The following is a 20,523-nucleotide window of genomic DNA, read 5'->3' on the forward strand; positions in this document are numbered from 1 at the left end:
AGGAATGCGGACATGGGCAGTTTCGTGCAGTTGACTTCGTTGGATGGCACGGCTTCGCCGGCCTGGGTGGCGCGGCCCGATGTGCCTGCGCGCGGCGCCGTCGTGGTGCTGCAGGAGATCTTCGGCGTCAACGCCCATATCCGCGCCGTGGCCGACCGCCTGGCTGCCCGCGGCTATATGGCCGTGGCGCCGTCGCTGTTCACGCGTGTCGAGGCTGGTGTGGACCTGGGCTACGGCGATGCCGACCGCGCCAAGGGCATGGCGCTGAAATCCGCCGCCGAGGCGCTGCCCCCGCCCGGCGTGCTGCCCGAGATCGAGGCCGCCATCGCCCATGCCGCCACGCTGGTGCCGGGCGGCAAGGTGGGCATCGTCGGCTTTTGCTGGGGCGGCCTGTGGGCCTGGCGCGCCGCCTGCAACCTGCCGGGGCTGTCGGCGGCGGCCTGCTACTACGGCGGGGGCATGACCACCCCGCTGGAGATGGGGCGCCAGCCGCTGTGTCCCGTGATCGCCCACTTCGGCCGCCGCGACCAGCACATTCCCGTGGACGCCGTGCAGCTCTTCGCCCAGGCGCAAAAGCATGTGCAGGTGCATCTTTACGACGCCGACCATGGCTTCAACTGCGACCAGCGCAGCGCCTACGACGAGGCCAGCGCCTTGCAGGCGCGCGATCGCACGCTGGCCTTCTTCGACCAGCACCTGGCCTGACGGGCTCAGTCCCGGGGCTGTTGCGCGTGCAGCCCCATGTAGTACAGCCCCCAGGGCGCCTGGGCAAAGCGCTCCTTGAGGGGCCTGCCGGCCAGCTCGGCAATGCGGTCGGCGTCATACATGGCCCATTGCGGGCCCAGGCCGCCCAGGCCCAGACGTGCGTCATCCATGTGCGTGACCAGCAGCATGCGCCATTGCAGGGCCTGGGCCAGCGGCAGGCGGGCGCGGTAGCCGTCGATGGCCTGCAGGTGGAGCCAGTGGCCCTGGGCGGCGGCGGCCGCAGCGTCCACGCCGGCGGCCTGCAGCACGCTGGCCAGCAGCGGACCGCGCAGGCGGTGGGGCTGGCCGTCGTATTCGATGTGGGGCGTGATCTCCACGGCGGGCAGGCGCTGCAGCGCGTCGGCATCCGTAGCCCAGGCCACGTCGAAGGACAGGCCCTGGTTTTTCAGCAGCAGGTCGCTGACCGGGTGCAGCGGCCCCCGGTTGCCGCGCACGCCGGGGCCGCTGACGGTGAGCACGGTGGCCTGCTGCGAGGGGCTGCGGCCGGCCGGCGCGGCGTGGGCGGCGTGGCCCAGCGGCAGGCTGGCGGCGGCCGTCAGCAGGTGGCGGCGGGACAGGGGGGAGGTCCTGGAGGCCATGGGTTCAGTCCTTTGCGGTGCGCGCCATGTAGCGCTTGTTCCAGAAGAAGGCGGTCAGTCCCACGGCGATCAGCGCCATCGAGGCCATGGCCCACCAGAATCCATCCTGCTTGTGCACCAGCGGAATGAACTCGAAATTCATGCCGAAGATGCCCGCGATCAGGTTCAGTGGCAGGAAGACGGCGGTCAGCACGGTCAGCGTGCGCATGATGTCGTTGGTGCGGTTGCTTTGCACGGAAAAATGCATCTGCACCACGGTCTCGGTGCTCTGCTCCAGCCGGCGCACATGGTGGACCACGCGCTCTATGTGTTCGAGCACGTCGCGGCTGCGCACCTTGAGCAGGTCCAGTTCGCGCAGCGCGGCGGCACCCTCGGGGGCCGGCCAGGTCTCCAGCGCGTCGATCCAGTCCTGGATGGCAGCGCGCTGGTCTTCGCAGACATCGTCCAGTTCGTGCAAGGCCAGGCGCGCGTCCAGCAGGGCGCTCCAGTTGGAAAAGCGCGTGCGCGGGCGCAGCAGTTCTGTCTGCCAGTGGTCGAGCTGGCGTGACAGCTCGCGGCGCAGGTCCAGGAAGCCGTCCACGATGAGGTTGACCACGCGCAGCATCAGATCGGACGGGCTGGCCGGGATACGCGCGCCCGGCGAGGGGCTAAGGCGCCCCTCGCGCAGGTCGGTGGGCATGGCCGCCAGCAGGCGCGCGGCATAGGCGTCGCGCACGGTGCAGTCGCCCGGGTGCACGGACAGCAGCACCTGATCGAACAGGGCAAAGCCCACGGGGCTGGTGTCGATGTGGCGCAGCACGGGCGGGCCGCTGCGCCGCACGGCAGGGCTGGCGGGTGCAGCCGGCGCCTCCGGCGCCGTGGCCTGCGCGGCCGCCAGGCGCCGGAACACCAGCAGGTCGTACTGCGAGGTGTAGTCATAGCGCGAGGGCAGCTGGGCGTTGAGCAGGTCCGAGACATGCAGGTCCACCAGCTGCTGGCCGGTCAGCGCCTGCAGCGTGCGCTGCACGTCGGCCAGCCGGGCCTGCAGCGTGGCGCGCGTGCAGGAAATCCAGACGAAGCCCTGGGCCGGTGGCTGCTGAGGAAGGTCTTGCAGCTCGGTGACGCCTGCGGCCTGCAGATGGAAGATGCGCATGCCGGTGCCGGGCTCAGCCGCGCAGCTTGCGCGCGGCGTCGATGGCGAAATAGGTCAGGATGCCGTCGGCGCCCGCACGCTTGAAGGCCAGCAGTGATTCCATCATCACCTGGTCATGGTCCAGCCAGCCGTTGGCGGCCGCGGCCTTGAGCATGGCGTACTCGCCGCTGACCTGGTAGGCGAAGGTGGGCACGCCGAACTCGTCCTTGACGCGGCGCACCACGTCCAGGTAGGGCATGCCGGGCTTGACCATGACCATGTCGGCGCCTTCGGCCAGGTCCTGGGCCACCTCGCGCAACGCCTCGTCGGTGTTGGCGGGGTCCATCTGGTAGACGTTCTTGTCGGCCTTGCCCAGCGCGCCGCGCGTGCCCACGGCATCGCGGAACGGGCCGTAGAAGGCGCTGGCGTACTTGGCACTGTAGGCCATGATGCGCGTGTGGATGTGGCCATGGCTCTCCAGCGCCTCGCGGATGGCACCGATGCGGCCGTCCATCATGTCGCTGGGGGCCACCATGTCCACGCCGGCATCGGCATGGGTCAGGGCCTGGCCGACCAGCACTTCGACGGTCTCGTCGTTGATGATGTAGCCGCTGTCGTCCAGGATGCCGTCCTGGCCGTGGCTGGTGTAGGGGTCCAGGGCCACGTCGGTCATCACGCCCAGTTGCGGGAACTCCTTCTTGAGCGCGCGCACCACGCGCGGGATCAGCCCGTCGGGGTTGAGCGCCTCCTTGCCGTCGGGCGTCTTGAGCGAGGCGTCGATGGCGGGGAACAGCGCCAGGAAGGGGATCTCCAGTTGCACGCATTGTTCGGCCACGGGCAGCAGCAGGTCCAGGCTCAGGCGGTCCACGCCGGGCATGGAGGGTACGGCCTCGCGGTGGCTCGTGCCCTCGTGCACGAACACGGGGTAGATGAGGTCATGGGCCGTCAGCCGGTTCTCGCGCACGAGATTGCGCGTGAAGGCGTCGCGGCGCAGGCGGCGGGGGCGGTTGTGCGGGAAGGGAGTGGGGCTGGACAGATGCATGCCGAAAATTGTGCCCCATTCCCGCCGCAGGGCTTCGGACCGGGCTTGCGACGCCGTCACGGCAGAGTCGGCTTTTGTCCCCGCGCAGGCCGGCACACTCCTGTACGCACGTACACTGCCCGCATGCTGTGGGTCAAAGCCTTTCATATCGTTTTCGTGGCAAGCTGGTTCGCGGGCCTGTTCTATCTGCCGCGCATCTTCGTCAACCTGGCCCTGGTCACGCCCGGCTCGGTGGCTGAGCGCGAGCGCCTGCTGCTGATGGCGCGCAAGCTGCTGCGCTTCACCACGCTGCTGGCCGTGCCGGCCCTGGGCCTGGGCCTGTGGCTGTACCTGGGCTACGGCATAGGCAAGGGAGCGGGCAACGGCTGGATGCACGCCAAGCTGGCGGGTGTGCTGCTGGTCATCGGCTACCACCATGCCTGTGCGCGGCTGCTGCGCAAGCTCATCGACAACCAGGACCAGCACAGCCACCGCTGGTTCCGTGTCTTCAACGAGGTGCCGGTGCTGCTGCTGGTGGCCATCGTCATCCTGGTGGTGGTCAAACCCTTTTGAATCCAGGTGCAGGGAGGCAGGGCGTGTTGCAAAAGACTTCTGCCTGGCCGCTGGCGCTGGTCTACGCGGCGCTCATCGTTTTCGCCAGCCTGTTTCCTTTCGACGGCTGGCGGGCCCAGGGCATAGATCCGCTGGTGTTCCTGACAGCCAGGATCCCGCCGCCGTACTGGACCTGGTTCGACGTCAATACCAATATCGTCGGCTATGCGCCGCTGGGCTTTTTCCTGGCGCTGGCGCTGGTGCGCAGCGGCCATCCGCGCGCGGCCGTCCCGCTGGCCGCGCTGGCGGGCACGCTGCTGTCGCTGGGCATGGAGTTCCTGCAGATCTACCTGCCGCGGCGCGTTCCCTCCAACCTGGACCTGGTGCTCAACGCGGCGGGTACGCTGGCGGGCGCGCTGCTGGCCCTGCTGCTGGAGCGTCTGGGTGCGCTGGCACGCTGGAGCGCCTTTCGCACGCACTGGCTGGGCGAGGACGGCGGCGGCGCCATGGTACTGCTGGCCTTGTGGCCCTGGGCGCTGCTGTTTCCTGCGGCCGTGCCCTTCGGCCTGGGCCAGGTGCTGGAGCGGCTGGAGCAGGGCCTGCTCGACCTGCTGGAAGGCACGCCCTTTCTCATGTGGCTGCCCCTGCGCGAGTCGCCGCTGACGCCGCTGTCGCCTGTCACGGAAATGCTGTGCGTGATGCTGGGCCTGTGGGCGCCTTGCCTGCTGGCCTACTGCGTGATGCGCCACATGGGCCGGCGTGCCATGCTGGCCAGTTCGGCCATCGTCATCGGCATCGGCGTCTCGGCGCTGTCGGCTGCGCTGAGCTGGGGGCCGGCCCACGCCTGGGAATGGGTGGACCTGCCCGTGCGCATGGGGGTATGGGGCGGCCTGGGCCTGGCCATGGTGGCCCTGCCATTGCCGCGCCGGGCTTGCGCGGCCCTGCTGATGCTGGTGCTGGTGCTGCACCTGAGCATCCTGAACCAGGCGCCCACCAGCGCCTATTTCTCCGAGACGCTGCAGGCCTGGGAGCAGGGCCGCTTCATCCGTTTCTATGGCCTGGGCCAGTGGCTGGGCTGGCTGTGGCCTTTCGTGACCCTGGTCTATGTCCTGTTCCGGGTGGCGCGCCGCGATGCGGCCGCGCCGCCGGTGCCTGCACCCGCACAGACGCAGGCGCAGGCCTAGAATCCTCTGCATGAGCGAACACCCACGTCCCGGGGCCGATGGCGGCCAGCAAGGCGCAGGCAACTACTATGCGCGCCACATCTTCTTTTGCCTCAACGAGCGGCCCGGCGGCGAGGACTGCTGCGCGCTGCACGGTGCCAAGGCGGGCTTCGACCATTGCAAGAAGCAGGTCAAGCAGCTGGGCCTGGCGGGCAGGGGCCAGGTGCGCGTGAACAAGGCCGGCTGCCTGGACCGCTGCGCGGGCGGGCCCGTGGCCGTGGTCTATCCGGAAGGCACCTGGTACACCTTCGTGGACGAGTCCGACATCGACGAGATCGTCGAATCCCATCTCAAAAATGGCCAGCCGGTGGAGCGCCTGCTGCTGCCGCCCGATGTGGGTCGCTGAGTTCCGGCCTGGAACTTTGACTCTTTCCGGGCATCAGTGCTTTGTCAGCTTGGACTGGCTGCTACTACTAGGATAGCGATTGTGAATGCGCAGACCGAACGATTGACCTTGACCGGCGGTGCCGGGGCCGTGGAAGCCCTGCGCGATGCGCCGGCCCCCGATGTGCCTGCGCGTGGCGTGGCCATCATTGCCCATCCCCATCCGCTGTTCGGCGGCACCATGGACAACAAGGTGGTGCAGACCCTGGCGCGCGCCTTCGTGCAGTGCGGCTATACCGCCGTGCGCTTCAACTTCCGTGGCGTGGGCGCCAGTGCCGGCGAGCACGATGCCGGCATCGGCGAAGCCGAGGACATGCTGTCCGTGGTGCGACAGGTCGCGCCCGAGGGCCCCATCGCCCTGGCCGGCTTCTCCTTCGGCGCCTTCGTCACCAGCCATGTGCTGGCCAGGCTGTGGGATGAGGGGCGGGTGGACAAGGCGGTGCTCGTGGGCACGGCAGCCAGCCGCTTCACGGTGGCGCCCGTGCCGCCCGAGGCCCATGACCGGACCCTGGTCGTGCATGGCGAGGCCGATGACACGGTGCCGCTGTCCGCCGTCATGGACTGGGCGCGGCCGCAGATACTGCCTGTTACCGTCGTGCCCGGGGGCGGTCATTTCTTTCACGGACAATTGCCGCTGCTCAAGAGTCTCGTGGTCCGCCATTTGCGCTCACTTCCCTGACAGCCCAAGCTGCTGCGGTACATGCCCGTCCTGGCGACGGGCTTCTTTTCTGCCTTTCCTGCCCTTAAGCGAGAGTTTTCCTCATGAAGCCACTTTCCTCCACGCTGCGAGTCCTGGCACTGGCGGCAGCCATGGCGCCGGCCCTGGCGCTGGCGCAGATCACCCCGCCACAGCCGCCCGAAATCGCCGCGCGCAACTACCTGCTGGTCGATGTCACCGCCAACCAGGTGCTGGGCGCCAAGGACATCGATTCGCCCATCGAGCAGGCCTCGCTGACCAAGCTGATGACCGGCTACCTGGTGTTCGACGCGCTGCGCGCCAAGAAGATCACGCTGGAGCAACGCCTGCCCGTGAGCGAGCGTGCCTGGAAGATGCCGGGTTCGCGCATGTTCATCGACCCCAAGATGCAGGTGCCCGTCGATGACCTGATCAAGGGCATGATCGTGCAGTCCGGCAACGACGCCACCATGGCCCTGGCCGAAGGCGTGGGCGGCTCGGCCGAGAACTTCGTGCGGCTCATGAACGAGCAGGCCAAGGCGCTGGGCATGAAGAACACCAGCTACAAGAACCCCGAGGGCCTCACCGAACCCGGCCACCTGACCACGGCGCGCGACCTGTCCATCCTGGCGCAGCGCCTGATGCAGGACTTCCCCGAGTACATGCACTACTACTCGACCAAGAAGTACTTCTATCCGGGCACGCCGGCCTCCAACGGCACCAACCGCAACTCGCTGCTGTTCCGCGATCCGACCGTCGATGGTCTCAAGACCGGCCATACGGCCGCAGCCGGCTACTGCCTCGTGGCCACGGCCAAGCGCGACCTGCCCAACGTGGGCAGCCGCCGCCTGATCTCCATCGTGCTGGGCGCGGCCAGCGAGAATGCGCGCGCCAACGAAAGCCAGAAGCTGCTGAACTGGGGCTATGCGGCCTTCGATTCGGTCAAGCTGTTCGATGCCGAGCAGGCCGTGGCCACGCCCGAGGTCTGGAAGGGCAAGGCCGGCAGCGTCAAGATCGGCCGCACCACGCCCATCGTGGTCACTGTGCCGGCCGGCAGCGGCGGCAAGCTGAGCACCGAGGTGGTCCGCCAGGATCCGCTGATCGCTCCCTTCACCAAGGGTCAGCCCATGGGCACGCTCAAGGTCAAGCTGGGTTCGGACACCGTCGCGGAAGTGCCTCTGGTGGCGCTGGAGGGCGTGGAGCAGGCCGGTTTCTTCGGTCGTGCCTGGGACGCCATCCGCCTCTGGATCAAGTAAGCCGCTTCGCGTACTGGTTTGGAGGGGATCGGTTGTGCGATCGCACCCAAGCTGGTACAGTCGAGGGCTTTTCGGAATTTCCGAAGGGATTCACGTTTTCGCTTTTCGCAAGCATTCACGTTTAGGGACGTTTATTAATGCCGACCATTAACCAACTCGTGCGTCAGGGCCGCACGGTCGAAGTTGTCAAATCCAAGAGCCCTGCCATGGAAAACTGCCCTCAGCGCCGTGGCGTGTGCACCCGCGTGTACACCACGACGCCCAAGAAGCCCAACTCCGCTCTGCGTAAGGTCGCCAAGGTGCGCCTGACCAACGGCTTCGAGGTCATCTCCTACATCGGCGGCGAAGGCCACAACCTGCAAGAGCACAGCGTGGTGCTGGTGCGCGGCGGTCGTGTGAAGGACTTGCCCGGTGTGCGTTACCACATCGTGCGTGGCTCCCTTGACCTGCAAGGCGTCAAGGACCGCAAGCAAGCCCGTTCCAAGTACGGCGCGAAGAAGCCCAAGGCCAAGTAAGCCCTGCGTTTTTTCGAGGAAGGTGCTGTATCCCGCGTGGCGCGAGATCCAGCGTAGTGACCCCAAACGCAAGTGTTTTGCGCGGGTCGAGTAAGTGGGAGTCCTGTTGGCTCTCGCGGTGTCTGAAAAGATGCCAACTGAAGCAAGATAGAGGTAAGAAATGCCACGTCGTCGCGAAGTCCCCAAACGTGAAATCCTGCCGGATCCCAAGTTCGGCAATGTCGAGCTGTCCAAGTTCATGAACGTGATCATGGAAGGCGGCAAGAAGGCCGTCGCCGAGCGCATCATCTATGGCGCGCTGGACCTGATCCAGAAGAAGCACCCTGACAAGGACCCGCTGGAAGCCTTCATCGTTGCCATCAACAACGTGAAGCCCATGGTCGAAGTCAAGTCCCGCCGTGTTGGCGGTGCCAACTACCAGGTGCCCGTCGAAGTGCGCCCCGTGCGTCGCCTGGCCCTGTCCATGCGCTGGCTCAAGGAAGCCGCCCGCAAGCGCGGCGAGAAGTCCATGGCCCAGCGCCTGGCCAACGAGCTGCTCGAGGCCACGGAAGGCCGTGGCGGCGCGATGAAGCGCCGTGACGAAGTGCACCGCATGGCCGAAGCCAACAAGGCGTTCAGCCACTTCCGCTTCTAAGAGCGATTCGCTCCCGCTGAGACAGGCCGCATGCATTTTTGCCTGCGGCCTTGTCTCGATTAGGAGCATCCCCAGATAAGACTGCTGTCCGTCTGCACCATGAGGCTGGAACGGGCAGAGACTCCCTCCATACGATCAATCAAGGATCCATCATGGCTCGCAAGACCCCCATCGAGCGCTACCGCAACATCGGTATCTCCGCCCACATCGACGCAGGCAAAACCACCACCACGGAACGTATCCTGTTCTATACCGGTGTGACCCACAAGCTGGGCGAGGTGCACGACGGCGCTGCTACGACCGACTGGATGGAGCAGGAGCAGGAGCGCGGCATCACCATCACCTCCGCTGCAGTGACCTGCTTCTGGAAGGGCATGGACCTGTCCTACCCCGAGCACCGCTTCAACATCATCGACACCCCCGGCCACGTGGACTTCACCATCGAGGTGGAGCGTTCCATGCGCGTGCTGGACGGCGCCTGCATGGTGTACTGCGCCGTGGGTGGCGTGCAGCCCCAGTCGGAAACCGTGTGGCGCCAGGCCAACAAGTACAAGGTGCCTCGCCTGGCCTTCGTGAACAAGATGGACCGCACCGGCGCCAACTTCTTCAAGGTCGTCGAGCAGATGAAGCTGCGCCTGAAGGCCAACCCCGTGCCCGTCGTGATCCCGATCGGCGCCGAAGAAAACTTCAAGGGCGTGGTCGACCTCGTCAAGATGAAGGCCATCATCTGGGACGAAGCCTCGCAAGGCATGAAGTTCGAATACCACGACATCCCCGCCGAGCTGGTGGAGACGGCCAACAAGTGGCGTGAGAACCTGGTCGAAGCCGCCGCCGAAGCCAGCGAAGACCTGATGAACAAGTACCTGGAGGAAGGTACGCTGTCGGAAGAGGACGTCAAGGCCGGCCTGCGTGCCCGTACCCTGGCGACCGAAATCCAGCCCATGCTGTGCGGTACCGCCTTCAAGAACAAGGGTGTGCAGCGCATGCTGGACGCCGTGATCGACTACCTGCCGGCGCCCGTGGACATCCCCGACGTCACCGGTACCGATCCCGAGAACGAAGAGACCAAGCTCAGCCGCAAGGCCGACGACGGCGAGAAGTTCTCCGCCCTGGCCTTCAAGCTGATGACCGACCCCTTCGTGGGCCAGCTGACCTTCGTGCGCGTGTACTCGGGCGTCCTGACCAAGGGCGACACCGTGTTCAACTCGGTCAAGGGCAAGAAGGAACGCATCGGCCGTATCGTGCAGATGATGGCCAACGAGCGCGTGGAAGTCGAAGAGATCCGCGCCGGCGACATCGCTGCCTGCGTGGGCCTGAAGGACGTGACCACCGGCGAAACGCTGTGCGCCGTCGAAGCCCCGATCGTGCTGGAACGCATGGTCTTCCCCGAGCCCGTGATTGCACAGGCCGTGGAGCCCAAGTCCAAGGCCGACCAGGAAAAGATGGGCATCGCCCTGTCGCGTCTGGCAGCCGAGGATCCGTCCTTCCGTGTGCGTTCGGACGAGGAATCGGGTCAGACCATCATCGCCGGCATGGGCGAGCTGCACCTGGAAATCATCGTTGACCGCATGAAGCGCGAATTCAACGTGGAGGCCAACGTGGGCAAGCCCCAGGTGGCCTACCGCGAAACCATTCGCCAGAAGGTCACCGACGTGGACGGCAAGTTCGTGCGCCAGTCCGGCGGCAAGGGCCAGTATGGCCACGTGGTGCTGACCCTGGAGCCCCAGGAAGCCGGCAAGGGCTTCGAGTTCGTCGACGAAATCAAGGGTGGCGTGGTTCCCCGTGAATACATTCCTGCCGTCGAGAAGGGTGTGATCGAGGCGCTGACCTCCGGCGTGCTGGCCGGCTACCCCGTGGTGGACGTCAAGGTGCGTCTGACCTTCGGTTCGTACCACGATGTGGACTCGAACGAAATGGCGTTCAAGATGGCCGCCATCTTCGGTTTCAAGGAAGCCGCCAAGAAGGCCAGCCCCGTCATCCTCGAGCCGATGATGGCCGTGGAAGTCGAGACGCCCGAAGACTATGCCGGTACCGTGATGGGCGACCTGTCCTCGCGTCGCGGCATGGTGCAAGGCATGGACGACATGGCCGGCGGCGGCAAGTCCATCAAGGCCGAAGTGCCCCTGTCCGAAATGTTCGGCTACGCCACCTCGCTGCGCTCGCAGACGCAAGGCCGCGCTACGTACACGATGGAGTTCAAGCACTACGCCGAAGCTCCCCGCAACGTGGCCGAAGCCATCGTGGCTGCTCGCGCCAAGTAAGGCTTTTTGTATAATCGAAGGCTTTTGAGTCGCAGCCCCTGAAAGGGGGTTGCGATTTTTGCCGGTCTGCGATCCCATGCCACCCTGTCACCTGTGCGGGGTGATCAAGCAATGGGGTGCAGACCTTAAACATCACACAGGTTTTGCTCTTTCGGAGAAATCATGGCAAAGGAAAAATTCGAGCGGACCAAGCCGCACGTCAACGTCGGCACCATCGGTCACGTGGACCACGGCAAGACGACCCTGACGGCTGCCATCGCTACCGTTCTGTCCAAGAAGTTCGGCGGCGAAGCCAAGGCTTACGACCAGATCGACGCAGCACCTGAAGAAAAGGCCCGCGGCATCACGATCAACACCGCCCACGTCGAGTACGAAACGGCCAACCGCCACTACGCCCACGTGGACTGCCCCGGCCACGCCGACTACGTCAAGAACATGATCACCGGTGCCGCCCAGATGGACGGCGCCATCCTGGTGTGCTCGGCCGCTGACGGCCCGATGCCCCAGACCCGCGAGCACATCCTGCTGGCCCGCCAGGTGGGCGTGCCCTACATCATCGTGTTCCTGAACAAGTGCGACATGGTCGACGACGAGGAACTGCTGGAACTGGTCGAAATGGAAGTGCGCGAGCTGCTGGCCAAGTACGACTTCCCCGGCGACGACACTCCCATCGTGCGCGGCTCGGCCAAGCTGGCCCTGGAAGGCGACCAGTCCGACAAGGGCGAACCCGCCATCATGAAGCTGGCTGAAGCCCTGGACACCTACATCCCCACGCCCGAGCGCGCTGTGGACGGTGCCTTCGCCATGCCCGTGGAAGACGTGTTCTCCATCTCCGGCCGCGGCACCGTGGTGACCGGTCGTGTCGAGCGCGGCATCATCAAGGTTGGCGAGGAAATCGAGATCGTCGGTATCCGCGACACGCAAAAGACCACCGTCACCGGCGTGGAAATGTTCCGCAAGCTGCTGGACCAGGGCCAGGCTGGCGACAACGTGGGTCTGCTGCTGCGCGGCACCAAGCGTGAAGACGTGGAACGCGGCCAGGTGCTGTGCAAGCCCGGCTCCATCAAGCCCCACACCCACTTCACGGCTGAGGTGTACGTGCTGTCCAAGGACGAAGGTGGCCGTCACACTCCGTTCTTCAACAACTACCGTCCCCAGTTCTATTTCCGTACCACCGACGTGACCGGCTCCATCGAGCTGCCCGCCGACAAGGAAATGGTGATGCCCGGCGACAACGTGTCGATCACCGTCAAGCTGATCGCCCCCATCGCCATGGAAGAAGGCCTGCGCTTCGCCATCCGCGAAGGTGGCCGTACCGTGGGCGCTGGTGTGGTTGCCAAGATCATTGCGTAATTCTTAGAAAACTAGGAATACACAATGTCCAAGCAAAAAATCCGCATCCGCCTGAAGGCGTTCGACTACAAGCTGATCGACCAGTCCGCTGCCGAGATCGTTGACACCGCCAAGCGCACTGGCGCCATCGTCAAGGGCCCCGTGCCCCTGCCGACCCGCATGAAGCGCTTCGACATCCTGCGCTCGCCGCACGTCAACAAGACCAGCCGCGACCAGTTCGAAATCCGCACCCACCAGCGCCTGATGGACATCGTCGACCCGACCGACAAGACGGTTGACGCCCTGATGAAGCTGGACCTGCCCGCAGGCGTGGACGTCGAGATCAAGCTGCAATAAGCACTTCTGAGGCCCCTTGCGGGGCTGTCGAAGGGCTTTGATTTAACGCGAACTTGCTTGAAAAGGCAGTTCGCGTTAAAATTTGGGGCTTCGCCTTTTAGGGCGGAGTTTTATCAACCTTCTTTCGTGCGCAAGGCCTTGGACCACTGGGGCGGGAGCGCAACGCTGGGCCAATTGCAGTTTCAGCGGCGAAAGTTTTGGAGCAAACAAATGAGTCTGAGCAACTCCCTGGGGTTGCTGGGTCGCAAGGTGGGCATGATGCGTCTGTTCACTGATGATGGGGACGCAGTGCCCGTCACGGTGGTGGATGTGTCCAACAACCGCGTGACTCAGGTCAAAACCCAAGAGAACGATGGCTATGTGGCCCTGCAGGTCACTTTCGGTTCGCGCAAGGCATCTCGCGTGACCAAGCCTGAAGCCGGCCACCTCGCCAAGGCAGGTGTCGAAGCCGGTGAAGTGATGGGTGAATTCCGCGTGACCGAAGAAACCGCCGGCAAGTACGCAGCAGGCTCCGTCCTGCCCGTGGCCGAGCTGTTCTCGGTGGGCCAGAAGGTGGACGTGCAAGGCACCTCCATCGGCAAGGGCTACGCCGGCACCATCAAGCGCCACAACTTCAGCTCGCAGCGCGCCTCGCACGGCAACAGCCGTTCGCACAATGTTCCCGGCTCCATCTCGATGGCCCAGGATCCAGGTCGCGTGTTCCCGGGCAAGAAGATGACCGGCCACATGGGCGACGAAACCGTCACCACCCAAAATCTCGACGTGGTTCGCATCGACGAAGCACGCCAACTGCTCTTGATCAAGGGCGCTGTTCCGGGCTCCAAGGGTGGCTTCGTGACGGTGCGTCCCGCCATCAAGGCCAAAGCTTCCAAGGGAGCGAACTAATGCAGCTCGAACTCCTGAATGAACAAGGCCAGGCCGCGTCCAAGTTTGACGCGCCCGAGACCGTTTTCGGCCGTGAATTCAACGAAGACCTGGTCCACCAGATCGTGATCGCCTACCGTGCCAACGCACGCCAGGGCACTCGCGCTCAGAAGGACCGCGAACAGGTCCGTCACACGACCGCCAAGCCTTTCAAGCAAAAGGGCACCGGCCGCGCTCGCGCCGGTATGTCGTCCTCGCCTCTGTGGCGCGGCGGCGGCCGCATCTTCCCGAATCTGCCTGAAGAAAACTTCACGCAGAAGATCAACAAGAAGATGTACCGCGCCGGCATGGCTTCCATCCTGTCGCAGCTGGCCCGCGAAGGCCGCCTGGCCGTGGTGGACTCCCTCAAGCTCGAAAGCCCCAAGACCAAGGTGCTGGCCGACAAGTTCAAGGCCATGAACCTGGAATCGGTCATGGTGATCGCTGAAGAAGTCGACGAGAACCTGTACCTGGCTTCCCGCAATCTGAAGAACGTGTTCGTGGTCGAGCCGCGCTACGCCGACCCCGTGTCGCTGGTGCACTACAAGAAAGTGCTCGTCACCAAGGGTGCGATCGACAAACTCAAGGAGATGTTCGCATGAGCACGCTCAAGTTTGACGAAGGTCGTCTGATGCAGGTGTTGGTCGCTCCCATCGTGTCCGAGAAGGCCACCATGGTTGCTGAAAAGTCCAACGCCGTGACGTTCAAGGTGCTGCAGAGCGCCACCAAGCATGAAATCAAGGCCGCCGTGGAACTGATGTTCAAGGTGGAAGTGGCTGGTGTCTCCGTGGTGAACATCAAGGGCAAGACCAAGCGCTTTGGCAAGACCACCGGCCGCCGCGACCACGTTCGCAAGGCCTATGTGATGCTCAAGCCCGGTCAAGAGCTGAACCTGTCCGGGGAGGCTGCTTAATCATGGCTGTTATCAAGCTCAAACCGACGACCCCCGGCCAACGCGGCACGGTCAAGGTCACGCGTGACCATCTGCACAAGGGTGCAGGTTTCGCCCCCCTGCTGGAGCCTCAGCACCAGAAGTCGGGCCGTAACAACAACGGTCACATCACCACCCGTCACAAGGGCGGTGGCCACAAGCACCACTACCGCGTGGTGGACTTCAAGCGCACCAAGGACGGCATCCCCGCCAAGGTCGAGCGCATCGAGTACGACCCCAACCGCACGGCCCACATCGCTCTGGTGTGCTACGCCGACGGCGAGCGTCGCTACATCATCGCTCCGCGCAACCTGGAAGTCGGCGCGACCATCGTCAGCGGCTCCGAAGCCCCGATCCGCGTGGGCAACACCCTGCCGATCCGCAACATTCCCGTGGGCTCGACCATCCACTGCATCGAACTGAAGATCGGCGCCGGTGCGCAGATCGCCCGTTCGGCTGGTACGTCCGCCACGCTGCTGGCCCGCGAAGGCATCTACGCCCAGGTGCGCATGCGTTCCGGCGAAGTGCGCAAGGTGCACATCGAATGCCGCGCGACCATCGGTGAAGTCGCCAACGAAGAGCACAGCCTGCGCCAACTGGGCAAGGCCGGTGTCAAGCGCTGGATGGGTATCCGCCCGACCGTTCGCGGCGTGGTGATGAACCCTGTCGACCACCCGCACGGTGGTGGTGAAGGCAAGACCGGTGAAGGCCGTCACGCTGTTGACCCATGGGGCAACCTGACGAAGGGCTACCGTACCCGTAACAACAAGCGCACGCAGTCGATGATTGTGTCGCGTCGCAAGAAGTAAGGGGTAGCAAATGACTCGTTCTCTCAAAAAGGGTCCGTTTGTTGACCATCACTTGCTGGCCAAGGTCGAGAAGGCCATCGCCGGCAAGGACAAGAAGCCCGTCAAGACCTGGTCGCGTCGCTCCATGGTTCTGCCCGAGTTCATCGGTCTGACCATTGCCGTGCACAACGGCAAGCAGCACGTGCCCGTGTACGTGACCGACCAGATGGTCGGCCACAAGCTCGGCGAATTCGCGCTGACCCGTACCTTCAAGGGTCACCCGGCGGACAAAAAAGCCAAGAAGTAAGGAATAGAACATGTCTGAAACACGTGCTGTTCTCCGTGGCGTCCGCCTGTCGGTTGACAAGGGTCGCCTGGTCGCGGACCTGATCCGCGGCAAGAAAGTGGACCAAGCCCTGAACATCCTGACGTTCACGCAGAAAAAAGCTGCCGTGATCATCAAGAAGGTGCTCGAGTCCGCCATCGCCAACGCCGAGCACAACGACGGCGCCGACATCGACGAACTGAAGGTCAAGACCATCTTCGTCGAGCAAGGCACCACGCTCAAGCGCTTCACCGCGCGTGCAAAGGGCCGCGGCAATCGCATCAGCAAGCCCACGTGCCATGTGTACGTGACGGTTGGCAACTGAAAGGCCTGGGAAGAATATGGGACAGAAAATCCATCCTACCGGCTTCCGCCTGGCGGTCAGCCGCAACTGGGCCAGCCGTTGGTACGCAAGCAACCGTGACTTCGCCGGCATGCTGGCCGAAGACATCAAGGTGCGCGAGTACCTGAAGGCCAAGCTGAAGAATGCCGCCGTGTCGCGCATCCTGATCGAGCGTCCTGCCAAGAACGCCCGCATCACGATCTTCTCGGCACGTCCTGGCGTCGTGATCGGCAAGAAGGGCGAGGACATCGAGAACCTGAAGAAGGAACTCGCGACCCGCCTGGGTGTGCCCGTGGCCGTGAACATCGAGGAAGTGCGCAAGCCCGAAATCGATGCCAAGCTGATCGCCGATTCGATCTGCCAGCAGCTCGAAAAGCGCATCATGTTCCGCCGCGCCATGAAGCGTGCGATGCAGAACGCCATGCGTCTGGGTGCCCAGGGCATCAAGATCATGTCGTCGGGCCGTCTGAACGGCATCGAAATCGCACGTACCGAGTGGTACCGCGAAGGCCGTGTGCCACTGCACACGCTGCGCGCCGACATCGACTACGGCTTCTCCGAAGCCAAGACGACCTATGGCGTGATCGGCGTGAAGGTGTGGGTCTACAAGGGTGACACGCTGGGTCGTAACGACCTGCCGGCCGTCGAGACCCCCCGTCCCGAAGAAGAGCGTCGTCCTCGCGGCCCCCGTCGCGATGGCCGCGGCGATGGTCGCCGTGACGGTGCTGGCCGTGGTGGCCGCCGCCCCGCAGGCGCTAATGCAGCACCTGCTGACGGCAGCGACAAGCCCGCCGGCGCTGGCGCTGATTCCGTTAAGCGCGTTCGCAAGACTGACGCGCCCGCTACAGCAGCGGACGGTAAAGGAGAATAAAGATGCTGCAACCTGCTCGCCGCAAATACCGCAAGGAGCAAAAGGGTCGCAACACCGGTATCGCAACGCGGGGTAACTCCGTTGCTTTCGGTGACTTCGGCCTGAAGTCCACTGACCGCGGCCGCCTGACGGCGCGCCAGATCGAAGCGGCTCGCCGTGCGATCTCGCGTCACGTCAAGCGTGGCGGTCGTATCTGGATCCGCGTGTTCCCGGACAAGCCCATCTCTACCAAGCCCGCAGAAGTGCGTATGGGTAACGGTAAGGGCAACCCCGAGTACTACGTGGCCGAAATCCAGCCCGGCAAGGTGCTCTACGAAATCGTGGGCGTGCCTGAAGAGCTGGCTCGTGAAGCGTTCCGCCTGGCCGCTGCAAAGCTGCCGCTGCGTACGACCTTCGTGTCCCGTCAAATTGGTGCCTGAGGAGAACAACATGACGAAAGCTGCTGAACTCCGCCAAAAAGACGTGGCCGCGCTGGAAGCCGAAGTGAAGTCCCTGCAAAAGGCCCACTTCGGTCTGCGTATGCAAAAGGCCACGCAACAGCTGGGCAACACGAACATGCTGCGCACCACGCGCCGTGACATCGCCCGTGCCAAGACCATCCTTGCTGAAAAGCAAGCCGCCAAGTAATCAGGAAGCCGACATGACGGAAGCTAAAAAATCCCTCAAGCGCACCTTGATTGGCAAGGTGGTCAGCGACAAGCGCGCCAAGACCGTGACGGTCCTGGTCGAGCGCCGCGTCAAGCACCCGATCTACGACAAGATCATGATCAAGTCGAGCAAGTACCACGCTCACGACGAGCAAGGTGAGTACAAGCTGGGCGATCTGATCGAAATCACGGAAAGCCGCCCGCTGTCCAAGACCAAGAACTGGGTTGCGACCCGCTTGGTGCAAAAGGCTGCACTGGTGTAAGCCTACCCAGGCCCACCGGCTGCAAGGCCCCAGGAAACGACCCACAATGTGGGTCGTTTTTTCGTTTGGGGACCGCCATGTCGGTGGGTCCTGTTTTTTTGCACCACAAAGGAGATAGAGATGATCAAAGTCGGAGACGCCCTGCCCGCCGCCACGCTGATGGAATACGTGGAAGTCGAAGGCAATGGTTGCAGCATCGGCCCCAATCCCGTGAAGCTGCCCGAGGCCGCCGCAGGCAAGACCATCGCGCTCTTCGCCGTGCCCGGCGCCTTCACGCCCACCTGCTCGGCCAAGCATGTGCCCGGCTTCGTGGAACAGGCCGAGGCCTTCAAGGCCGCTGGCGTGGATGAGATCTGGTGCCTGTCGGTGAACGATGCCTTCGTGATGGGCGCCTGGGCGCGTGACCAGAAGACGGATGGCAAGGTGCGCATGCTGGCCGATGGCGACGCCGCCTTCGCCAAGGCCACCGGCCTGACGCTGGACCTCAACGGCAAGGGCCTGGGCCTGCGCAGCAACCGCTATTCCATGCTGGTCAAGGACGGCAAGGTCGTCACGTTGAACGTGGAAGGCCCCGGCAAGTTCGAGGTCAGCGACGCGGCCACCTTGCTGGGCCAGGCCAAGGCCTGATACCGGCGCGAGGCTGCCGCTTGGGCAGCCTGCTTGCATCGCCAGGAAGGGAGTGCTCCTTTCCTGGCGATTTTCATTGCTTCACGACCGGCTGCCGCAAGAGGGTCTTGAGCCGCTCGGCCGGGGTCTTGCGCGGATCGCCCAGATAGATCTCGTGATGGTGCCCGGAGGGGACAAGACCGTGCGAGGGCATGAACTGCTCGTGAAGTTGCCGCAGAACCGGCCCTTCGTCGTCATAGGCGCCGATATGCAGGGTCTGCACGGCGGGGCCTTCCGTGAGCCGTTCGAAGCGCAACTGTCCGATCGCGGCAAGCCCTTTCTTGTCCATGGCCTTGTGGAGGGCTGCCTCCACCATCGGCTTTTCCACGAAATCGGGCACGGCAATCATCATGGTCCAGCACCAGCGGTCCTTGCGCCGCGCCACGAAATCATCCATGTCCTCGGCCCACCACAGGCCTTCCAGCGGCGGAACCGTGTAGTCGCGGCACAGGTCTGCCTTGCTCATGAACTTGAGCGTGTAGGAGGCGGCGTAGAGCGCCTGCACACCCGCGGCATGGGCAGGCGCGCGATTGGGGTCCCCGGTGCCGTCGATCATGAAATAGTTCAGCGGCACCGTGTCGATGATGACAAATTCGCCGCGGGGAGCGCCATACATTGACTTGCAGGCTTTCTTGATATCGAACTTCTCCATGCAGTCCTCCTGCCCCTGCGGGCACTACATTGACTTGGCTCAAGGCGCGGCACAGGCATTGCTGCCGGGCTTGTGTCGCTAGAAGATATCGGCCTTGAGGTAATGCGCCCCGGCGATGGGGTTGTGGTAGTAGGGTGGTATTTCCTCGAAGCCCAGATCGGTGTAGAGGGCGCGCGCCGACTCCATGTCGTCCAGCGTATCGAGCAGCACATGGTCATAGCCGCACTGGCGGGCCAGGTCCAGCATGGCCTCGGCCAGCTGACGACCCAGGCCGAAGCCCCGGAAGGCCTTGCGCACGAACAGGCGCTTCATCTCCGCGGCATTCGCGTAGTCACAGTTGTCCAGGGGGCGCAGGGCACAGCAGCCGGCCACCGTGCCATCGACCTTGGCCAGCAGGATGTGGCCGCGTGGGGGGGCATAGTCACCCGGCAGGCCGGCGACCTCGGCCTCGAAATCCTGGAATTGCAGATCGACGTCCAGGCTGGCGGCATATTCCCGGAAAATCTGGCGGACTTGGTCCATGTCTTCCAGGTGAATCGGCGCCAGCAAGGCCACAGCAGGCTTGTCCACGGGCAGTCAGCAGAAAAAAGGGGAGGCCCAGTTTAGCGGCAAGAGGCCTGTTCCCGGTTGCATAGTCAGGAAGCCGGGCCCATTCGTCAGAAAGCCGCCCCCAGTTGCTGCACCCACCATGCACCCAGCCCGGCCGCGGCCGCCACAGCCAGGGCCAGCAGGCGGCTGGCCGCGGTGTCGCGGGAGGCGGGCAGAGGTTCGGCCAGGTGCTTGTCCCCCGTGAGCATGGGGCGCACCAGGCCGCGCCCACGCCAGGTGTAGAAGGCGATGGCCAGCAGGTGCAATGCCAGCAGCACATACAGCAGGTACTGGCCCCAGTGGGCATGGTAGGCCGTGGCCTGGGCCACCGTGTCGCCCGAGACGAAGCGGCTCAGCGGGCCGGAGAATGCGATCTCGTCGTCGCTCAGCAGCCCGCTGCCCACCTGGGCGATCAGCACGGCCAGCATGGCGAACACCGACAGTGCTCCCAGGGGGCTGTGGCCGGCAGTGTCGCTGGCCTGCCCCCGGCCGCGCAGATGGCGCAGCAGGCTGGAAGGGCTATGAATGAAACTGGCAAAGCGCGACCAGCGGCCGCCAACCACGCCCCACAGCAGGCGAAACAGCAGCAGGGCCAGGACCGCGTGCCCCAGCAGCAGATGCCAGTTCATGGCGTTGCCCCCAAGCTTGGCGGTCACCACCAGCGCGATCACCGCCGTCGCCAGCAGCCAGTGGAACAGCCGGGTGGGCAGGTCCCAGATCCGGACCTTGTGCGTGGGGGTGCCTTGCGCGTTGGATTCTTGTGCCATGGCCTGAGCGGTGTGGGGAGACGGTATGGGGACATTGTGCCGCCCGTTTTCTGGCCAGGGCCTGCAATGCACCCTGGCCGTGGTCAAACAAAGGTGCACGGACAGGGCGCCACT

Annotated in this window: 28 protein-coding genes; 22 read left to right on the forward strand and 6 right to left on the reverse strand. The window is 64.5% G+C overall.

Translation table 11 applies throughout. From position 1 onward, the window contains the following. The first annotated feature begins 12 nt into the window (after positions 1-12). The gene (locus tag L1Z78_RS01975; RefSeq protein WP_234639910.1) at positions 13-705 is read left to right on the forward strand and encodes a dienelactone hydrolase family protein; all 693 of its coding nucleotides are present in this window, start codon (positions 13-15) and stop codon (positions 703-705) included. Positions 706-710: 5 nt separating this feature from the next. Here the strand turns inward: L1Z78_RS01975 and L1Z78_RS01980 are convergent, their stop codons facing one another. From L1Z78_RS01980 to hemB, 3 genes are read right to left on the reverse strand one after another with little or no spacing between them, the layout of a single operon-like run. Continuing rightward, positions 711-1,343: a molybdopterin-dependent oxidoreductase gene (locus L1Z78_RS01980; protein WP_234639911.1), complete on the reverse strand. Its 633-nt coding sequence runs from the start codon at positions 1,341-1,343 to the stop codon at positions 711-713. A gap of 4 nt (positions 1,344-1,347) precedes the next feature. Next, complete coding sequence (locus tag L1Z78_RS01985; protein WP_234639912.1) at positions 1,348-2,475, reverse strand: magnesium transporter CorA family protein; 1,128 nt, start codon at positions 2,473-2,475, stop codon at positions 1,348-1,350. Between the two features lie 13 nt (positions 2,476-2,488). Beyond that, the gene (gene hemB, locus L1Z78_RS01990; RefSeq protein ID WP_234639913.1) at positions 2,489-3,496 is read right to left on the reverse strand and encodes a porphobilinogen synthase; all 1,008 of its coding nucleotides are present in this window, start codon (positions 3,494-3,496) and stop codon (positions 2,489-2,491) included. 123 nt (positions 3,497-3,619) lie between these two features. On the opposite strand from hemB, the gene L1Z78_RS01995 reads away from it, so the two are divergent. From L1Z78_RS01995 to L1Z78_RS02095, 21 genes are all read left to right on the forward strand, one after another. Further along, positions 3,620-4,048, forward strand: coding sequence for a CopD family protein (locus L1Z78_RS01995; protein WP_234639914.1), 429 nt, complete (start codon positions 3,620-3,622; stop codon positions 4,046-4,048). Between the two features lie 23 nt (positions 4,049-4,071). Next, positions 4,072-5,211 carry a VanZ family protein gene (locus L1Z78_RS02000; RefSeq protein WP_234639915.1) on the forward strand — a complete coding sequence of 380 codons (1,140 nt, stop codon included), beginning with the start codon at positions 4,072-4,074 and terminating at the stop codon, positions 5,209-5,211. Positions 5,212-5,221: 10 nt separating this feature from the next. After that, positions 5,222-5,596, forward strand: coding sequence for a (2Fe-2S) ferredoxin domain-containing protein (locus L1Z78_RS02005; RefSeq protein ID WP_234639916.1), 375 nt, complete (start codon positions 5,222-5,224; stop codon positions 5,594-5,596). An 81-nt stretch (positions 5,597-5,677) separates the two neighbouring features. Further along, positions 5,678-6,313, forward strand: a complete 636-nt coding sequence (locus tag L1Z78_RS02010; RefSeq protein ID WP_234639917.1) for an alpha/beta hydrolase — start codon at positions 5,678-5,680, stop codon at positions 6,311-6,313. A gap of 83 nt (positions 6,314-6,396) precedes the next feature. Continuing rightward, entirely contained in the window at positions 6,397-7,566 is a 1,170-nt protein-coding gene (locus tag L1Z78_RS02015) for a D-alanyl-D-alanine carboxypeptidase family protein (protein WP_234639918.1), read from the forward strand. A 137-nt stretch (positions 7,567-7,703) separates the two neighbouring features. Then, positions 7,704-8,081, forward strand: a complete 378-nt coding sequence (gene rpsL, locus L1Z78_RS02020; RefSeq protein WP_003059441.1) for a 30S ribosomal protein S12 — start codon at positions 7,704-7,706, stop codon at positions 8,079-8,081. A 160-nt stretch (positions 8,082-8,241) separates the two neighbouring features. Continuing rightward, entirely contained in the window at positions 8,242-8,715 is a 474-nt protein-coding gene (gene rpsG / locus L1Z78_RS02025) for a 30S ribosomal protein S7 (RefSeq protein ID WP_016448516.1), read from the forward strand. A 152-nt stretch (positions 8,716-8,867) separates the two neighbouring features. Next, the gene (gene fusA / locus L1Z78_RS02030) at positions 8,868-10,976 is read left to right on the forward strand and encodes an elongation factor G (protein WP_234639919.1); all 2,109 of its coding nucleotides are present in this window, start codon (positions 8,868-8,870) and stop codon (positions 10,974-10,976) included. Positions 10,977-11,138: 162 nt separating this feature from the next. Further along, entirely contained in the window at positions 11,139-12,329 is a 1,191-nt protein-coding gene (gene tuf, locus L1Z78_RS02035; protein ID WP_234639920.1) for an elongation factor Tu, read from the forward strand. Positions 12,330-12,353: 24 nt separating this feature from the next. Further along, a complete protein-coding gene (rpsJ, locus tag L1Z78_RS02040) occupies positions 12,354-12,665 on the forward strand; it encodes a 30S ribosomal protein S10 (protein ID WP_003059431.1) in 312 nt (103 codons plus the stop codon). Positions 12,666-12,875: 210 nt separating this feature from the next. Further along, positions 12,876-13,550, forward strand: coding sequence for a 50S ribosomal protein L3 (rplC, locus tag L1Z78_RS02045; RefSeq protein WP_234639921.1), 675 nt, complete (start codon positions 12,876-12,878; stop codon positions 13,548-13,550). Beyond that, the gene (gene rplD, locus L1Z78_RS02050; protein ID WP_234639922.1) at positions 13,550-14,170 is read left to right on the forward strand and encodes a 50S ribosomal protein L4; all 621 of its coding nucleotides are present in this window, start codon (positions 13,550-13,552) and stop codon (positions 14,168-14,170) included. Before rplC ends, rplD begins: the two co-directional genes overlap by 1 nt. Continuing rightward, on the forward strand, positions 14,167-14,481 hold the full coding sequence (rplW, locus tag L1Z78_RS02055) for a 50S ribosomal protein L23 (RefSeq protein ID WP_012202331.1): 315 nt from the start codon (positions 14,167-14,169) through the stop codon (positions 14,479-14,481). Before rplD ends, rplW begins: the two co-directional genes overlap by 4 nt. A 2-nt stretch (positions 14,482-14,483) precedes the next feature. Beyond that, positions 14,484-15,308, forward strand: coding sequence for a 50S ribosomal protein L2 (rplB, locus tag L1Z78_RS02060; RefSeq protein ID WP_234639923.1), 825 nt, complete (start codon positions 14,484-14,486; stop codon positions 15,306-15,308). Positions 15,309-15,318: 10 nt separating this feature from the next. Continuing rightward, positions 15,319-15,594: a 30S ribosomal protein S19 gene (gene rpsS, locus L1Z78_RS02065; RefSeq protein ID WP_234639924.1), complete on the forward strand. Its 276-nt coding sequence runs from the start codon at positions 15,319-15,321 to the stop codon at positions 15,592-15,594. Between the two features lie 10 nt (positions 15,595-15,604). Then, the gene (gene rplV / locus L1Z78_RS02070; protein WP_012202334.1) at positions 15,605-15,937 is read left to right on the forward strand and encodes a 50S ribosomal protein L22; all 333 of its coding nucleotides are present in this window, start codon (positions 15,605-15,607) and stop codon (positions 15,935-15,937) included. A 16-nt stretch (positions 15,938-15,953) separates the two neighbouring features. Next, the gene (rpsC, locus tag L1Z78_RS02075) at positions 15,954-16,826 is read left to right on the forward strand and encodes a 30S ribosomal protein S3 (protein ID WP_234639925.1); all 873 of its coding nucleotides are present in this window, start codon (positions 15,954-15,956) and stop codon (positions 16,824-16,826) included. A 2-nt stretch (positions 16,827-16,828) separates the two neighbouring features. Beyond that, the gene (gene rplP, locus L1Z78_RS02080) at positions 16,829-17,245 is read left to right on the forward strand and encodes a 50S ribosomal protein L16 (protein ID WP_012202336.1); all 417 of its coding nucleotides are present in this window, start codon (positions 16,829-16,831) and stop codon (positions 17,243-17,245) included. Between the two features lie 10 nt (positions 17,246-17,255). Beyond that, positions 17,256-17,453: a 50S ribosomal protein L29 gene (gene rpmC, locus L1Z78_RS02085; protein WP_234639926.1), complete on the forward strand. Its 198-nt coding sequence runs from the start codon at positions 17,256-17,258 to the stop codon at positions 17,451-17,453. A gap of 13 nt (positions 17,454-17,466) precedes the next feature. Next, positions 17,467-17,736: a 30S ribosomal protein S17 gene (rpsQ, locus tag L1Z78_RS02090; protein WP_234639927.1), complete on the forward strand. Its 270-nt coding sequence runs from the start codon at positions 17,467-17,469 to the stop codon at positions 17,734-17,736. Positions 17,737-17,856: 120 nt separating this feature from the next. Beyond that, positions 17,857-18,363, forward strand: a complete 507-nt coding sequence (locus L1Z78_RS02095; RefSeq protein ID WP_234639928.1) for a peroxiredoxin — start codon at positions 17,857-17,859, stop codon at positions 18,361-18,363. 73 nt (positions 18,364-18,436) lie between these two features. Here L1Z78_RS02095 and L1Z78_RS02100 read toward each other — a convergent pair whose 3' ends face one another. The 3 genes from L1Z78_RS02100 to L1Z78_RS02110 all read right to left on the reverse strand — a co-directional run bounded on the left by L1Z78_RS02100 (position 18,437) and on the right by L1Z78_RS02110 (position 20,409). Further along, positions 18,437-19,054 (reverse strand): GyrI-like domain-containing protein, encoded by a 618-nt coding sequence (locus L1Z78_RS02100; protein ID WP_234639929.1) that lies wholly within the window; start codon positions 19,052-19,054, stop codon positions 18,437-18,439. Between the two features lie 78 nt (positions 19,055-19,132). Beyond that, positions 19,133-19,624, reverse strand: a complete 492-nt coding sequence (locus tag L1Z78_RS02105) for a GNAT family N-acetyltransferase (RefSeq protein WP_234639930.1) — start codon at positions 19,622-19,624, stop codon at positions 19,133-19,135. 86 nt (positions 19,625-19,710) lie between these two features. Next, positions 19,711-20,409: a cytochrome b/b6 domain-containing protein gene (locus L1Z78_RS02110; protein WP_234639931.1), complete on the reverse strand. Its 699-nt coding sequence runs from the start codon at positions 20,407-20,409 to the stop codon at positions 19,711-19,713. Positions 20,410-20,523 lie beyond the last annotated feature (114 nt).

Source organism: Delftia tsuruhatensis, from assembly GCF_903815225.1.
GTDB lineage: Bacteria > Pseudomonadota > Gammaproteobacteria > Burkholderiales > Burkholderiaceae_C > Comamonas > Comamonas tsuruhatensis_A.

Excerpts from the sequence above, each read along its gene's own strand:
- L1Z78_RS01975 (WP_234639910.1), top strand. The coding sequence starts at position 13 with ATGGGCAGTTTCGTGCAGTTGACTTCGTTGGATGGCACGGCTTCGCCG.
- L1Z78_RS01980 (WP_234639911.1), bottom strand. The coding sequence starts at position 1,343 with ATGGCCTCCAGGACCTCCCCCCTGTCCCGCCGCCACCTGCTGACGGCC.
- L1Z78_RS01985 (WP_234639912.1), bottom strand. The coding sequence starts at position 2,475 with ATGCGCATCTTCCATCTGCAGGCCGCAGGCGTCACCGAGCTGCAAGAC.
- hemB (WP_234639913.1), bottom strand. The coding sequence starts at position 3,496 with ATGCATCTGTCCAGCCCCACTCCCTTCCCGCACAACCGCCCCCGCCGC.
- L1Z78_RS01995 (WP_234639914.1), top strand. The coding sequence starts at position 3,620 with ATGCTGTGGGTCAAAGCCTTTCATATCGTTTTCGTGGCAAGCTGGTTC.
- L1Z78_RS02005 (WP_234639916.1), top strand. The coding sequence starts at position 5,222 with ATGAGCGAACACCCACGTCCCGGGGCCGATGGCGGCCAGCAAGGCGCA.
- L1Z78_RS02015 (WP_234639918.1), top strand. The coding sequence starts at position 6,397 with ATGAAGCCACTTTCCTCCACGCTGCGAGTCCTGGCACTGGCGGCAGCC.
- rpsL (WP_003059441.1), top strand. The coding sequence starts at position 7,704 with ATGCCGACCATTAACCAACTCGTGCGTCAGGGCCGCACGGTCGAAGTT.
- rpsG (WP_016448516.1), top strand. The coding sequence starts at position 8,242 with ATGCCACGTCGTCGCGAAGTCCCCAAACGTGAAATCCTGCCGGATCCC.
- fusA (WP_234639919.1), top strand. The coding sequence starts at position 8,868 with ATGGCTCGCAAGACCCCCATCGAGCGCTACCGCAACATCGGTATCTCC.
- tuf (WP_234639920.1), top strand. The coding sequence starts at position 11,139 with ATGGCAAAGGAAAAATTCGAGCGGACCAAGCCGCACGTCAACGTCGGC.
- rpsJ (WP_003059431.1), top strand. The coding sequence starts at position 12,354 with ATGTCCAAGCAAAAAATCCGCATCCGCCTGAAGGCGTTCGACTACAAG.
- rplC (WP_234639921.1), top strand. The coding sequence starts at position 12,876 with ATGAGTCTGAGCAACTCCCTGGGGTTGCTGGGTCGCAAGGTGGGCATG.
- rplD (WP_234639922.1), top strand. The coding sequence starts at position 13,550 with ATGCAGCTCGAACTCCTGAATGAACAAGGCCAGGCCGCGTCCAAGTTT.
- rplW (WP_012202331.1), top strand. The coding sequence starts at position 14,167 with ATGAGCACGCTCAAGTTTGACGAAGGTCGTCTGATGCAGGTGTTGGTC.
- rplB (WP_234639923.1), top strand. The coding sequence starts at position 14,484 with ATGGCTGTTATCAAGCTCAAACCGACGACCCCCGGCCAACGCGGCACG.
- rpsS (WP_234639924.1), top strand. The coding sequence starts at position 15,319 with ATGACTCGTTCTCTCAAAAAGGGTCCGTTTGTTGACCATCACTTGCTG.
- rplV (WP_012202334.1), top strand. The coding sequence starts at position 15,605 with ATGTCTGAAACACGTGCTGTTCTCCGTGGCGTCCGCCTGTCGGTTGAC.
- rpsC (WP_234639925.1), top strand. The coding sequence starts at position 15,954 with ATGGGACAGAAAATCCATCCTACCGGCTTCCGCCTGGCGGTCAGCCGC.
- rplP (WP_012202336.1), top strand. The coding sequence starts at position 16,829 with ATGCTGCAACCTGCTCGCCGCAAATACCGCAAGGAGCAAAAGGGTCGC.
- rpmC (WP_234639926.1), top strand. The coding sequence starts at position 17,256 with ATGACGAAAGCTGCTGAACTCCGCCAAAAAGACGTGGCCGCGCTGGAA.
- rpsQ (WP_234639927.1), top strand. The coding sequence starts at position 17,467 with ATGACGGAAGCTAAAAAATCCCTCAAGCGCACCTTGATTGGCAAGGTG.
- L1Z78_RS02095 (WP_234639928.1), top strand. The coding sequence starts at position 17,857 with ATGATCAAAGTCGGAGACGCCCTGCCCGCCGCCACGCTGATGGAATAC.
- L1Z78_RS02100 (WP_234639929.1), bottom strand. The coding sequence starts at position 19,054 with ATGGAGAAGTTCGATATCAAGAAAGCCTGCAAGTCAATGTATGGCGCT.
- L1Z78_RS02110 (WP_234639931.1), bottom strand. The coding sequence starts at position 20,409 with ATGGCACAAGAATCCAACGCGCAAGGCACCCCCACGCACAAGGTCCGG.